The following is a 13,538-nucleotide window of genomic DNA, read 5'->3' on the forward strand; positions in this document are numbered from 1 at the left end:
GACCATTTCAGCCTCCGGACAGGACCCGGACCAGGTCCTCCGCGGTGCGGCACCGGTCCAGCAGCTCCTTGACGTGATTGCGGGTGCCGCGCAGAGGCTCCAGCGTGGGCACCCGTTGCAGAGAGTCACGACCCGGCAGGTCGAAGATCACCGAGTCCCAGGAGGCCGCGGCGACGTCGTCCGCGTACTGCTCCAGGCAGCGACCGCGGAAATACGCCCTGGTGTCCTCAGGGGGCTTGCTCTTGGCCCGTTCGACGTCGGACTCGTCCAGAAGCCGTTTCATCTTGCCTCGGGCCACCAGACGGTTGTACAGGCCCTTCTCGGGGCGTACGTCCGCGTACTGCAGGTCCACGAGGTGCAGCCGGGCCGCGTCCCAGTCCAGGGTGTCCCGGCGCCGGTAGCCCTCGAGGATCTCCCGCTTGGCGATCCAGTCGAGCTCCCCGGACAGGCTCATCGGGTCGTTCTCGAGGCGGTTGAGGGTGTCCTCCCAGCGGGTCAGGACGTCCTTGGTCTGCTCGTCCGCGTCGACGCCGAAGCGCTCCTCGACGTACTTGCGGGCGAGCTCGAAGTACTCCATCTGCAACTGGACGGCGGTGAGCGTCCGGCCGCTGCGGAGAGTGACCAGTCGTCGCAGCATGGGGTCGTGCGAGACCTGGTGCAGCGTGCGGACCGGCTGGTCGACGGCCAGGTCGACGTTGATGAAGCCGTCCTCGATCATGGAGAGGACCAGCGCGGTCGTACCGAGCTTGAGGTACGTCGAGATCTCCGAGAGGTTCGCGTCGCCGATGATCACATGGAGGCGGCGGTACTTCTCGGCGTCGGCGTGCGGCTCGTCCCTGGTGTTGATGATGGGGCGCTTGAGGGTGGTCTCCAGGCCGACCTCGACCTCGAAGTAGTCGGCGCGCTGGCTGATCTGGAAGCCGTGCTCGTGGCCGTCCTGGCCGATGCCCACGCGGCCGGCACCGGTGACGACCTGCCGGGACACGAAGAACGGCGTCAGGTGGCGCACGATGTCCGAGAACGGGGTCTCCCGCTTCATCAGGTAGTTCTCGTGCGTGCCGTAGGACGCGCCCTTGTTGTCGGTGTTGTTCTTGTACAGGTGGATCGGCTGGGCGCCGGGCAGCTGGGCGGCCCGCTCGGCGGCCTCGGCCATGATCCGCTCGCCTGCCTTGTCCCACAGGACGGCATCACGCGGGTTGGTGACCTCGGGGGCGCTGTACTCGGGGTGGGCATGGTCGACGTAGAGCCTGGCCCCGTTGGTGAGGATCACATTGGCCAGGCCGATGTCCTCGTCCGTGAGCTGACTGGAGTCGGCGGCCTCGCGGGCGAGGTCGAAGCCGCGGGCGTCCCGCAGCGGATTCTCCTCCTCGAAGTCCCAGCGGGCGCGCCGCGCCCGGTGCATCGCCGCCGCGTAGGCGTTGACGATCTGGGACGAGGTGAGCATGGCATTGGCGTTCGGGTGGCCGGGGACGGAGATGCCGTACTCCGTCTCGATACCCATTACTCGCCGTACGGTCATGCGGCCCTCCTTGCCCGGCGGCGCTCCCGTCTGGGTGCGGCGCTCAAGTACCGCTCGGTCTCCGGTGCGTGTGCGGTGCCCGTCCCCGCACTGCGCGACACGGCGGTACGGAAGAGCCTAGAACGCCTCTGCGCTGGTGGGGAGATCAATTCCGTCATTGCTCTGTCTGGTGCGATTACCCGTCCGGGGCCGGTGGAAAGCAGGCGGCTGCGGATGTCCTCCCCCCTGACCTCCGGCGGGGGGACCCCCAGGACATCCGCAGCCGGACTGCGATCTACAGGTACTGACCGGTGTTCGCCACCGTGTCGATGGAGCGTCCGGTGTCCGCGCCCTGCTTTCCGGTGACAAGGGTGCGGATGAAGACGATCCGCTCGCCCTTCTTACCGGAGATCCGGGCCCAGTCGTCCGGGTTCGTCGTGTTCGGCAGGTCCTCGTTCTCCTTGAATTCGTCCACGCAGGCCTGGAGCAGGTGCGAGACGCGGAGGCCCTTCTGGTTGTGGTCGAGGAAGGCTTTGATGGCCATCTTCTTGGCCCGGTCCACGATGTTCTGGATCATGGCGCCGGAATTGAAGTCCTTGAAGTACAGGACTTCCTTGTCGCCGTTGGCGTACGTGACCTCGAGGAAGCGGTTCTCCTCGGACTCGGCGTACATCTGCTCCACGACGGACTGGATCATGCCCTGGACCGCGGCGTCCTTGGAGCCGGTGTGCTCGGCGAGATCGTCCGAGTGGAGCGGCAGCGAAGGCCTGAGGTACTTCGCGAAGATGTCCTTCGCGGCCTCCGCGTCCGGACGCTCGATCTTGATCTTGACGTCCAGCCGGCCCGGCCTCAGGATCGCGGGGTCGATCATGTCCTCGCGGTTGGAGGCGCCGATCACGATCACGTTCTCGAGGCCCTCCACACCGTCGATCTCGGCGAGCAGCTGCGGAACGATCGTGTTCTCGACGTCCGAGCTGACACCGGAGCCGCGGGTGCGGAAGAGGGATTCCATCTCGTCGAAGAAGACGATGACGGGGGTACCCTCGCTCGCCTTCTCCCGGGCACGCTGGAAGACCAGGCGGATGTGCCGCTCGGTCTCGCCGACGTACTTGTTGAGGAGCTCGGGGCCCTTGATGTTGAGGAAGTAGCTCTTCCCGGCGGGCTGGCCGGTCACCTCGGCGACCTTCTTGGCGAGGGAATTCGCGACCGCCTTCGCGATCAGCGTCTTTCCGCAGCCGGGCGGGCCGTAGAGCAGGATGCCCTTCGGCGGCCGCAGTTCGTGCTCCTTGAAGAGGTCCGGGTGGAGGTACGGGAGCTCGACCGCGTCGCGGATCATCTCGATCTGGTTGCCCAGACCGCCGATCTTGTCGTAGTCGACGTCCGGGACCTCTTCGAGGACGAGCTCTTCGACCTCGCTCTTGGGGATCACTTCGTAGACGTAGCCGGACCTGGGCTCGAGCAGCAGGGCGTCGCCGGGGCGGACGGTGGTGTCCAGCAGCGTGTCCGCGAGCCGCACCACCCGTTCCTCGTCGGTGTGCCCGATCACCAGGGCGCGCTCGCCGTCCTCGAGGATCTCCTTGAGAGTGACGATGTCCCCGGTGCGCTCGAACTCCATGGCCTCGACCACGTTGAGCGCCTCGTTGAGCATGACTTCCTGGCCGCGCCTGAGCTCGTCGAGCTCGACGCTGGGGCTGACGTTCACCCGGAGCTTGCGGCCCCCGGTGAAGATGTCGGCGGTGCCGTCCTCGTTCGCCTGCAGGAAGACACCGAAGCCGGCCGGCGGCTGTGCGAGCCGGTCGACCTCCTCCTTGAGGGCCACGATCTGGTCGCGGGCCTCACGGAGCGTGTTCGCCAGTCGTTCGTTCTGAGCGGACACGCCGGCCAGGTTTGTCTGCAGCTCGACGATCCGCTCCTCGAGAATCCTCGTATGACGCGGAGAGTCGGCGAGCTTGCGGCGCAGGACGGCGATCTCCTGCTCAAGATAGGCAACCTGACCGGCAGGGTCTTCAGACCCCCGTCCCGGCCGGAAGCCGCGGTTGTTGTCGTCGTCGTGGGCTGCCACGGTCCTCACCTCCTCCAAGGGGAGCTGGACGCTTCCTGACCCTACCTGGGTGGGTGGTGATTGAAACCCCTAGATCACAAAGACGGAAGGGGTGTGTCCGATCTTCACCCTTGCGCTGCCCCTCACGCCAGGGGAATACCCACCCATCAACATCGGAAAGCGGGCGGTTGTATCGTCGGAACGGTCAACACCCGTCAGGGCTGGCACCTATTGATACACACCGCGCGGAACGGCAGGCGACATGAACGAGGCTCTCGAAGTCTGGATCGACCAGGACCTCTGCACCGGCGACGGTATCTGCGCCCAGTACGCGCCCGAGGTCTTCGAGCTGGACATCGACGGTCTGGCCTATGTGAAGAGCGCGGACGACGCGCTGTTGCAGCAGCCGGGCGCCACAACGCCGGTGCCGCTACCGCTGCTGACCGATGTCATCGACTCGGCCAAGGAGTGCCCGGGCGACTGCATTCATGTACGTCGCGTTTCGGACAAGATCGAGGTGTACGGACCCGACGCGGAGTAGACGCAGGGTGACCGATCACACACTGCCCGTGGCGGAATCGCCCTGGACGGACTCCACGAACTTCCCGCCGCTCCACTGCCACTTGACCTTCTCCCGTTCGTCCGGGCAGCAGCGCGGGACGTCGGGCGAGGAGTAGCCGAGGAGCGTCGCCGTGACCGCGCCGTCACGGACGGCGAAGTCGGTGACGCTGAGACGCTCGGACGGGTCGACCAGGGTCGCCACGACGCGCGGCTGTCCGGCGGACGACCGCGCGATGACGTAGATGCCGCTGGGCGGGGTGCCCGAGCCGGCCTCGCAGCGGGCCACCACGGCCGTCTCGTCCCCGCCGTCCCCGTCCAGGTCCCCCGAGGCCCTCTTCACGACCGCCGTGCCGGCTCCGCCGCACTCGAGGGGCAGTTCCACGGCTGCGGCGTCCGGCGCGGGCGCGGCAGCCGTGGCGACCTCGGAGCCCGACTGGTCCGCTTTCGCGGCGTCCGGCTGGAGAAGTCCCGCACCGGCAACGACCGCGGCCATCGCCGTCGCGGTGGCCAGCCAGTGCACCGGGCGGGTGTGCGTGTGCGCGAGGTCCGGAAGCGTCGCGGAGGTCTGCACGCGGGGTGTCTCCTGTGAGGGCAGTGCCGGTGGGGGTGGGAGGCATCGTGCCACACGTCACAGGAAGCGGGAACAGGGGGGTGGGCAATGTCAACGTAAAGGTGCCGCCGTCGAGTTCCCGGGCACGTCCCGGGAACTCGACGGCGGCACCACTGCGTTGTTCAGGGCGTGGGCCCTGATGGGCGGTCAGCCCTTGTTCGGGCCCTCGTAGTCCTCGCCGTACGCGCCCTTCGCGGGGCGGCGGCGGCGCATCGGGGGCTCCACGCCGTCCGCGAGACGGCGGGCGGTGACGAGGAAGCCGGTGTGGCCGATCATCCGGTGGTCCGGGCGGACGGCCAGACCCTCGACGTGCCAGTTGCGGATCATGGACTCCCAGGGCTGCGGCTCGGCGTAGCACCCGATCTCGCGAAGGGACTCGACGGTCCGGGCGAGCTGGGTGGTGGTGGCCACGTAGCAGCAGAGGATGCCGCCCGGGACGAGTGCCTTGGAGACGGCCTCCAGGCACTCCCAGGGGGCGAGCATGTCCAGGATGACGCGGTCGACGTCGGCGTCCGAGAGATTGTCCTGGAGGTCACCGACGGTGAGCGTCCATGCGGGGTGCGGTCCGCCGAAGTAGCGCTCGACGTTGCCCTTGGCGATCTCCGCGAAGTCCTCGCGGCGCTCGTACGAGTGCAGCATCCCCTCGTCGCCGATGGCCCGGAGCAGGAAGCTGCTCAGCGAGCCGGAGCCGACCCCCGCCTCGACCACGCGCGCGCCGGGGAAGATGTCCGCGAAGGCAAGGATCTGCCCCGCGTCCTTGGGGTAGACCACGGCGGCGCCGCGGGGCATGGACAGGACGTAGTCGGGGAGCAGGGGGCGCAGCGCGAGGTAGGCGACGTTTCCCGTGGTACGGACAACACTGCCCTCGGGAGCACCGATCAGCTCGTCGTGCGGGAAGGAACCCTTGTGGGTGTGGAAGTTCTTCCCGGCCTCGAGCGTGAACGTGTAGTGGCGTCCCTTGGGGTCGGTGAGCTGGACCTGGTCCCCGACCTTGAAGGGCCCGCGACGGCGGGCGGCACCGGTCGGTTCGGACATGTGACCAGAGTACCGGGGTTAAGCGGACGGTCTTGCCATGGCCTTGACGAAGGCGCGCTCGACGTCCGCCGTCGACAGCACGCCGTAGATCTCGCCGGTCTCCTCGACGACCAGGTACTCCGAGGCGGGTGTGGCCCGGAGCCGGTCGAGGAGGGCTTCTCCGGCGAGTTCGGCGGGCACCTTCATACCGTCGGTGAGCTCCTGCGCGAGACCGCTGACGGCGACCCAGGGGCGGCGGTGCTCGGGGACGCCGACGATGGACGACTCGCGGACCAGAGCGGTCGGGTCGCCGTGGCCGTCGACGACGACGAGGGCGCGGGCCCCCGCCTCGTTGGCGCGGCGCAGCGCCTCGGAGAGGGGCGTGTCGGACTCGACGGGGACGGCGCGCCTGGTGAGGGTGCGGGCGCGCAGCTCGGGGAGGTGCTCGCGCAGCCGGGCCATGCGCAGGCTGTTGCCGGCACCGGTCCAGATGATGGCCGCGAGGATCGCGGCGAGCAGCGCGTCGGTGACGGTGTCCATGCCGCCGATGTCCTCGGTGGCGTTGCCGAGGACACCGGTGTGGGTGAGAAGCGGGAGGCCGATCAGGACCGCGACGGCGAGCGCACGGCCGATCCAGGCGGCGGCAACGGTGCCGCTCATCGGCTTGCCGGTGATCTTCCAGACGACCGCGCGGAGCATCCGGCCGCCGTCCAGCGGCAGTCCGGGCAGCAGGTTGAAGGCGGCGACGATCAGGTTGGAGATCATCAGTCCGGCGAGCAGGACGCCGGGGACGGTGCCGGGCGCGACGGCCTGCATGCCGAGGTAGAAGACCCCGGCCAGGACAAGTGAGAGCAGCGGTCCGACGAAGGCGAGGACGAACTCGCGGCCGGGCGTCTCGGCCTCCTTCTCGATCTCCGAGACACCGCCGAAGAACTGGAGCTGGATGCGGCGCACCGGCAGCTTGAAGCGGAGCGCGGCGATGGTGTGGGCCAGCTCGTGGACGAGCACGGAGGCATAGAAGGCGACGGCGAAGAAGAGCGACACGAGATAACGGGCGCCGCCGAGTTCGGGCAGTACCCGGTCGAGCTGTCCGCCGAAGACCCAGGTGATGAGGCCGGCGACGAGGAACCAGCTGGGGGCGACGTACACGGGTACACCGAAGGGGCGGCCCATGAGGATGCCGCCGCCGGGCCCTTCGGAGCGCTGCTGCCTGCCGCTGTCGGGGTCCACGCCCCCCGTGCCGGACCCCGGGCGCGTCTGCTCGCCGCTCTCCTCGTCCTTGTTCACGGGTTCCCTTCGTTGCGAGATGCGCCTCGCTCGATCTTGTCGCTCGCTCGATCTTGCGGGCGAGAGGGTCTGACGTCGATGGTATGCCGCTCGCTGTCAGTGGCGGGCCGTAGGGTCGTCGTCATGAGTACGAGTCAGCCGCCCGCATCGGAGGGCCGCGCGCCCGCTTCGGAGGGGCAGGCGCCTGCCGCGCGCGTGCCCGCGCCCGCTGCGGAGGGCCGCCCGCCTGTCCTGGAGGACCAGCCGTCGGCGGCTGACGGCCATCCCTCCCCGCCGGAGGGTCCGCCGTCCGCGCCGGAGGGCAGGCCGCCGATGTCGCTGTCCCCCTCGCGGGCAAGCGATTTCATGCAGTGCCCCCTGCTCTACCGGTTCCGGGTGATCGACAAACTGCCGGAGAAGCCGAGCGAGGCGGCGACGCGGGGCACGCTCGTGCACGCCGTTCTGGAGCGGCTCTTCGACGCGCCCGCGGCGGAGCGCACGCCTCCGCGGGCGAAGTCGCTGATTCCCGGGCAGTGGGACCGGCTGCTGGAGTCGAGGCCCGAGCTGGGTGAGCTGTTCGCGGAGGACGCGGACGGCGAGCGGCTGGCGCGCTGGATGTCGGAGGCGGAGCAGCTGGTGGAGCGCTGGTTCACGCTGGAGGACCCGACGCGACTGGAGCCCGCCGAGCGCGAGATGTTCGTGGAGACAGAGCTGGAGTCGGGGCTCCGGCTGCGCGGAGTGATCGACCGGGTCGATGTCGCACCGACGGGTGAGGTGCGGATCGTCGACTACAAGACGGGCAAGGCGCCCCGGCCGGAGTACAGCGAGGGCGCCCTGTTCCAGATGAAGTTCTACGCGCTCGTCGTCTGGCGGCTGAAGGGCGTCGTGCCCCGCCGGCTGCAGCTGGTGTATCTGGGCAGCGGCGAGGTGCTGACGTACGACCCGGTCACGGCCGATCTCGAGCGGGTGGAGCGCAAGCTGCTGGCGCTGTGGGAGGCGATCATGCGGGCGACGGAGACGGGTGACTGGCGGCCGCGGCCGACGAAGCTGTGCGGGTGGTGCGATCACCAGTCGGTGTGCCCGGAGTTCGGCGGGACGCCTCCGGTGTACCCCTTGCCGGTGGTCCCGGCGGCGCCGGTGGGACCCCCCGTGTGACGGTCGCCGTGGACCGTGGCCCTGTGTGTGCCCGCCCGGTCCGCCCCGGCGGAACGACCGCCCGCGAACCAGAGGCAGAATGGGGAGCGGTCTAGCGAAGGAGAACCCGTGGCTATCCGCGTCCTACTGGTCGACGATCAACCGCTGTTGCGCACCGGCTTCCGGATGATCCTGGAGGCGGAGCAGGACCTCGCGGTGGTCGGTGAGGCCGGGGACGGCCTGCAGGCGCTGGACCAGGTGCGGGCGCTGCAGCCCGACGTGGTGCTGATGGACATCCGTATGCCGCGGATGGACGGCGTGGAGGCGACCCGGCAGATCACCGGCCCGGGGCGGGACGGCCCGGCGAAGGTGCTGGTGCTGACCACCTTCGACCTCGACGAGTACGTCGTGGAGGCGCTCAAGGCGGGCGCCAGCGGCTTTCTCCTGAAAGACGCGCCCGCGAACGAGCTGGTCCAGGCGATCCGTGTGGTGGCGGCCGGTGAGGCGATGCTCGCCCCGAGCATCACCCGTCGGCTGCTCGACAAGTACGCGGACCATCTGCCGTCCGGCGAGGAGTCGGTCCCGGACACGCTGCACACGCTGACCGAGCGCGAGGTCGAGGTGCTCAAGCTCGTCGCCCGGGGCCTGTCGAACGCGGAGATCGCCGCGGATCTGTTCGTCAGCGAGACGACGGTCAAGACGCATGTGGGACATGTGCTGACGAAGCTCGGCCTGCGGGACCGGGTGCAGGCCGCGGTGTACGCGTACGAGAGCGGTCTGGTGCGCCCCGGCGCGCAGTGAGTGAGCGGCGACCCGATGAACGCCGTGCGGTGAGCGCGGCCGTGCACGAGCACAGCGAGAAGGCCCGGTCCGCAAGGCGGACCGGGCCCTTTGCTCGCGGGCTGCCTCAGCCCTTCTTGATCTCCCAGAAGCGGAAGACCGTAGACGCGTCGAGCGTCCACTCGAGGCCCGTGACATTGCCGTGGGCGACGGCGTACTGCTTGCCCTGCCACAGCGGCAGGACGGGGACGTCCTCGGCGACGACATCCTGGAGCTGCGCGAACTTCTCCTCGGTCGCCGCGCGGTCGGTCATGGCCGAGGTCTCCGGGATGATCTGGCCGGTGATCTTCTTGTTCTCGTAGTTGTTGCCCAGGACGTTGTCGGGACCGAAGAACGGCGCCGTGAAGTTGTCGGGGTCCGGGTAGTCGGGGACCCAGCCCTTCACATAGACGCCGTACTTCCCGGCCTGGACATCCTTCTCGTACTGCCCGAACTCGACGGACTTGACGCTGGCCTCGAACAGCCCGCTGTCGTTGAGCTGCTTGGCGATCGCGTTCAGTTCCTGGTCGGTGGCGGGACCGTAGCGGCTCGGAGTGGACCAGAGGGTGAGCTCCACCTTGTCGGTGATGCCCGCCGACCGCAGCGCCTTGCGCGCCTCGTCGGGCTGAGGGCTGCCGCCGTAGCGGTCGAAGAAGGCGGTGTTGTGGGTGCCGATGCCGGCCGGGACGATCGAGTACAGCGGCGTCGCGGTGGCCTCGTAGACGTCACGGACGAGGGCGTCCCGGTCGACGATGTACGCGAAGGCCTCGCGCACCGCGCGCTTGCCCGCGACCGGGTCCTTCATGTTGAAGACGAGGTGCTGGACCTCGGCGCTGCTGCCCTCGACGACCTGGATCTGCTCGTCGTCGGCGGAGAGGGAGGCCTGGAGCTCGGCGATGTCCGGGGCGGTGAGTCCTCGGTAGGCGACGTCGACGTCACCCTGCTTGAGGGCGGAGCCGAGCCGCTTCTGGTCGCCCTGGAAGAGGGTGAGCGTGACGCCACCGTTCTTCACCTCGGCGGTGCCGTTGTACTCGGGGTTGACCGAGAAGACGGCCTCCGTGTCGCTGAACGAGTCGAGCTTGTACGGACCCGAGCCGACCGCCTTGCCGTCGGTGCGCAGCGAGCCGGCCTCGTACTCGCGGTGGTCGACGATGGAGCCCGCACCCGAGGCGATCTTGCTGGGGAAGGTGGCGTCGGGCACCTTGAGGTGGAAGACGACCGTCCGCTCGTCGGGGGTCTCGATGCGGTCGATGGTGGACAGCAGCGGGACCGGGCCGGAGTCGCTGTCGATCTGCAGCGCGCGCTCGAAGGAGAACTTGACGTCCTCCGAGGTGAGTGCGTTGCCGTTGCTGAACTTCAGGCCCTCGCGCAGCGTGCAGCGGTAGACCGTGCTGCCGCCGGCCTCGAAGGAGCACTTCTCGGCGGCCTCGGGCTGCGGGGTCGAGCCGCCCTTGGGGAAGCTCATCAGGGACTGGAAGACGTTGTTGAACAGCAGCCACGACCCGGGGTCGTAGCCGTCCGCCGGGTCCGTGGCCAGGACCTCGTCGGACATGCCGACGACCACTCTGGCGTTGTCGCCGGACTGATCGTCGCCCTTGTCCGCGCCGCAGCCCGCCAGCAGAGCGGCGGAAAGCCCCACGGCGAGGGGGACCGTCCATGTCTTGACTCTTGCCTTCACAGAACCTTGCCTCTTGCTCTCGTGACAGGCCGCGACGTTCACGGCCGGGTACTGAAGGTCGGGCGGTGCCGCGGATCAGGCGGTGCCGCGGGCCAGCTCCCACAACTGCAGGTCGGAGGAGGAGTTGAGGGTCCACTCGACGCCGGTGATGTCCGACCGGGCGGCGACGTACTGCTTGCCCTGCCACAGCGGCAGCACCGGCACATCGGTGGCGACGATGTCCTGCAGCTCGTTGAAGGGCGCCGCCGCGGCGCTGCGGTCCGCCTGACGGCGGGACTCGGGGATGAGCTCGTTGCGTGCGACGGTGCTCACGTAGGGGGTGTTGAGGAAGTTGTCCGCGTCCAGGAACGGGGCGATGTAGTTGTCCGGGTCCGGGAAGTCGGGGAACCAGCCGAGACCGTAGACCGCGTAGTCGCCGCGCTTCTGGGCGGGACGGTACTTCGACCACTCGGTGCCCTGGACGGTGACGTCGAAGAGCTTGGTGGCGTTGAGCTGGTCGCGCAGCTCCGCGAACTCCTTGGCCGTGCCGGGGCCGTAGTGGTCGGTCGTGTAGTGCAGGGTCAGCTTGACCGGGGTGTCGATCCCGGCGTCACCGAGCAGGTCGGCGGCCCTCTTGCGACTCGGCTCGCCGTACTTGTTGAAGAACGAGTTGGTGTGGCCGGTGATGCTCGACGGGATCAGCGAGTAGAGCGGCTCGGCGGTCGCGCCGTACACCTTGCCCGCGATCCGGCCCCGGTCGACAACGGTCGCCATGGCCTGGCGCACCGCTTTGTCCTTCACCGCCGGATCCTCGGTGTTGAAGGCCAGGTAGCGGATCTCCAGGCCGGGCATCTCCTTGAGCTCGATGCCCTCCTTGGGGCTCTCGGAGAGCCCCTTGATCTGCTCGGGCGACATGGCGCGGGCCATCATGTCGATCTCGCCGGACTCCAGGGCCTTGCCCATGGTCTCGGCGTCCGGGAAGGAGCGCAGCTCGACCTTGTCGTTGCGCAGCTTCAGGTCGCCCGTGTAATTGGGGTTCTTGGTGAACACGGCGCTGACGAGCTTGTCGCCCTCGGTCTCGGCCTTCAGGGTGTACGGGCCCGAGCCGTTCACCTCGAAGCCCTCGCGCAGCTTCTTGCCGTCGTACGCGTCGCGGCTGAGGATGCCGGCGACGGGCGTGGAGAGCTTGTACGGGAACGTGGCGTCGGGAGTGCTGAGGTGGAAGACGAGCTCCTTGTCGTCCTTGACCTCGATGGTGTCGATGTTCGCCAGCAGACCGGCCGCACCGTTGTCCGACTTGATGTTCAGGACCCGCTCGATGGAGAACTTCACGTCCTCGGCGGTCACGGGCTTGCCGTCGGAGAACTTCAGGCCGTCGCGGAGCGTGCAGCGGTAGCTCTCGCTCTCGGTGTCCGTGAAGGTGCAGCGGGACGCGGCCTCGGGCACGGGCTGGCCGCCACCGCGCGGGACGTGCATCAGCGTCTGCACGGTCTGCCGGAGGACGTTCCAGGCGCCCGTGTCGTACGCGTAGGCCGGGTCGAAGGGGGCAGGGGCGTCACTGTTGGCGACGAACTGGTCCGTGGTGCCCACGACAATGGCGTCGCCACCGTCGGACCCGCTGCCCGAAGTACCACAGGCGGCGAGTACGGGGGCGAGCAGGCCCACCAGGGCCGGCAGCACCAGTGTCTTGCGGTTCATCGTGGACGTTTCTCCCTCATCCCTCACTGGGATACAGCGGTGTACGGGACACTCCGCCGGGGCCGCCCGGTCGGGGCGGTGCGATCGGACCGGGATGGCGAGCGATCGGGTCTGTGCCCACGGCGACGTGACTGGCGTCCGGGGCACATCGGGGTGCGGCGAAGTTCTCGCGTCGAGATTAGTGGGAGAGCCACGAGTGCTGGACCGGCCGCGAGTTGGGCCGTCACCGCCCGGTGATCAGAAATGACGGCGCATCGACATTCATGCGGCCGGATGATTCGTACACCACTCCATCATTCCGGACACAAGGGCGTACGCGAAACACCACAGATCGGACCCGGACCGCATGAATCACGAATTCGGACGTCACTTCGAGTGACGAACGTCACGCCAGAACGGGGTTACAGAAAATACACGGTCAGATGCCCTGAGTTTCCATCGGAATTGAAGGACACACTCGGTGCGCGCCTTAGTTCATTCGGGTGATGAACGTGCGGAGGAAGGACAGGTCGACTTCCTCCAGCGAGCCCACGACCACACGACCGTCACCGGGGGCGATCGGGGCGACGGACGGGACGGCGACAACCATGCAGCCCGCGGCCTCGGCCGAGGCGACACCGGTGGCGGTGTCCTCGATGACGGCGCAGCGCGGCGGCTCGGCGCCCAGGCCGCGGGCGGCGAAGAGATACGGGTCCGGGTGCGGCTTGGTCCGCGCCACCTCGTCGCCCGCCACGGTGAGCGCGAAGCGGTCGCGGCCCAGGGAGGCCAGCACACGGTCGATGATGCGCCGGTGGGAGGCGGAGACCAGGGCCGTGGGAATGTTGTGCTCGGCGAGCTCGGCGAGCAGCCGCTCGGCGCCCGGCATCAGCGGCACACCGCGGACGATCCGGTCCTCGAAGCGTTCGTTCAGCAGCACGGTGAGCTCCGCGAGGCTGATGTCCGCGCCGGTCGCCTGGATGAGATAGCCGGCGCTGCGGGTCATCGGACCACCGACCACGACGTCCCGCCATGCCTCGTCCAGGTCGTGCCCGAGGTCGGCGAAGACCTCCACCTCGGCCTCCCACCAGAAGCCCTCGGTGTCCACCAGGGTGCCGTCCATGTCCAGGAAGACGGCCTGCAGGGCAGAACCGCCCGCGGTGCGGGACAAGGACGCGGGGACCGTGCTGGTCATCGGCACACCTCCGGGAGGGACGAGAAGGCCGGCCGCCCTCCCGGTGAGGGAGGACGACCGGCCTGCACT

At 68.7% G+C, this 13,538-nt stretch carries 11 protein-coding genes; 3 read left to right on the forward strand and 8 right to left on the reverse strand.

The window, feature by feature from the left end:
* Positions 1 to 7: 7 nt before the first annotated feature.
* The gene (dop, locus tag ACWCP0_RS28725; protein ID WP_451081673.1) at positions 8 to 1,519 is read right to left on the reverse strand and encodes a depupylase/deamidase Dop; all 1,512 of its coding nucleotides are present in this window, start codon (positions 1,517 to 1,519) and stop codon (positions 8 to 10) included.
* 274 nt (positions 1,520 to 1,793) lie between these two features.
* On the reverse strand, positions 1,794 to 3,560 hold the full coding sequence (arc, locus tag ACWCP0_RS28730) for a proteasome ATPase (RefSeq protein ID WP_451081674.1): 1,767 nt from the start codon (positions 3,558 to 3,560) through the stop codon (positions 1,794 to 1,796).
* Between the two features lie 241 nt (positions 3,561 to 3,801).
* On the opposite strand from arc, the gene ACWCP0_RS28735 reads away from it, so the two are divergent.
* A complete protein-coding gene (locus tag ACWCP0_RS28735; RefSeq protein WP_451081675.1) occupies positions 3,802 to 4,080 on the forward strand; it encodes a ferredoxin in 279 nt (92 codons plus the stop codon).
* Positions 4,081 to 4,095: 15 nt separating this feature from the next.
* On the opposite strand, the gene ACWCP0_RS28740 is transcribed toward ACWCP0_RS28735, so the two are convergent.
* The 3 genes from ACWCP0_RS28740 to ACWCP0_RS28750 form a co-directional block, all read right to left on the reverse strand.
* A complete protein-coding gene (locus tag ACWCP0_RS28740; RefSeq protein ID WP_451081676.1) occupies positions 4,096 to 4,671 on the reverse strand; it encodes a hypothetical protein in 576 nt (191 codons plus the stop codon).
* 186 nt (positions 4,672 to 4,857) lie between these two features.
* On the reverse strand, positions 4,858 to 5,745 hold the full coding sequence (locus ACWCP0_RS28745; protein ID WP_451081677.1) for a tRNA (adenine-N1)-methyltransferase: 888 nt from the start codon (positions 5,743 to 5,745) through the stop codon (positions 4,858 to 4,860).
* Positions 5,746 to 5,763: 18 nt separating this feature from the next.
* Positions 5,764 to 7,011: a site-2 protease family protein gene (locus ACWCP0_RS28750; RefSeq protein ID WP_451081678.1), complete on the reverse strand. Its 1,248-nt coding sequence runs from the start codon at positions 7,009 to 7,011 to the stop codon at positions 5,764 to 5,766.
* 78 nt (positions 7,012 to 7,089) lie between these two features.
* Between ACWCP0_RS28750 and ACWCP0_RS28755 the strand changes: the two genes are divergently transcribed.
* On the forward strand, positions 7,090 to 8,145 hold the full coding sequence (locus ACWCP0_RS28755) for a RecB family exonuclease (RefSeq protein WP_451081679.1): 1,056 nt from the start codon (positions 7,090 to 7,092) through the stop codon (positions 8,143 to 8,145).
* 108 nt (positions 8,146 to 8,253) lie between these two features.
* Positions 8,254 to 8,925: a response regulator gene (locus ACWCP0_RS28760; protein ID WP_451081680.1), complete on the forward strand. Its 672-nt coding sequence runs from the start codon at positions 8,254 to 8,256 to the stop codon at positions 8,923 to 8,925.
* 106 nt (positions 8,926 to 9,031) lie between these two features.
* Here ACWCP0_RS28760 and ACWCP0_RS28765 read toward each other — a convergent pair whose 3' ends face one another.
* The 3 genes from ACWCP0_RS28765 to ACWCP0_RS28775 form a co-directional block, all read right to left on the reverse strand.
* Positions 9,032 to 10,621: an ABC transporter substrate-binding protein gene (locus tag ACWCP0_RS28765; protein ID WP_451081681.1), complete on the reverse strand. Its 1,590-nt coding sequence runs from the start codon at positions 10,619 to 10,621 to the stop codon at positions 9,032 to 9,034.
* Between the two features lie 75 nt (positions 10,622 to 10,696).
* Positions 10,697 to 12,298 carry an ABC transporter substrate-binding protein gene (locus ACWCP0_RS28770; protein ID WP_451081682.1) on the reverse strand — a complete coding sequence of 534 codons (1,602 nt, stop codon included), beginning with the start codon at positions 12,296 to 12,298 and terminating at the stop codon, positions 10,697 to 10,699.
* Between the two features lie 469 nt (positions 12,299 to 12,767).
* The gene (locus ACWCP0_RS28775; protein ID WP_451081683.1) at positions 12,768 to 13,469 is read right to left on the reverse strand and encodes an HAD family hydrolase; all 702 of its coding nucleotides are present in this window, start codon (positions 13,467 to 13,469) and stop codon (positions 12,768 to 12,770) included.
* Positions 13,470 to 13,538: the final 69 nt, after the last annotated feature.

This window comes from Streptomyces sp. NPDC001970 (genome assembly GCF_053594115.1).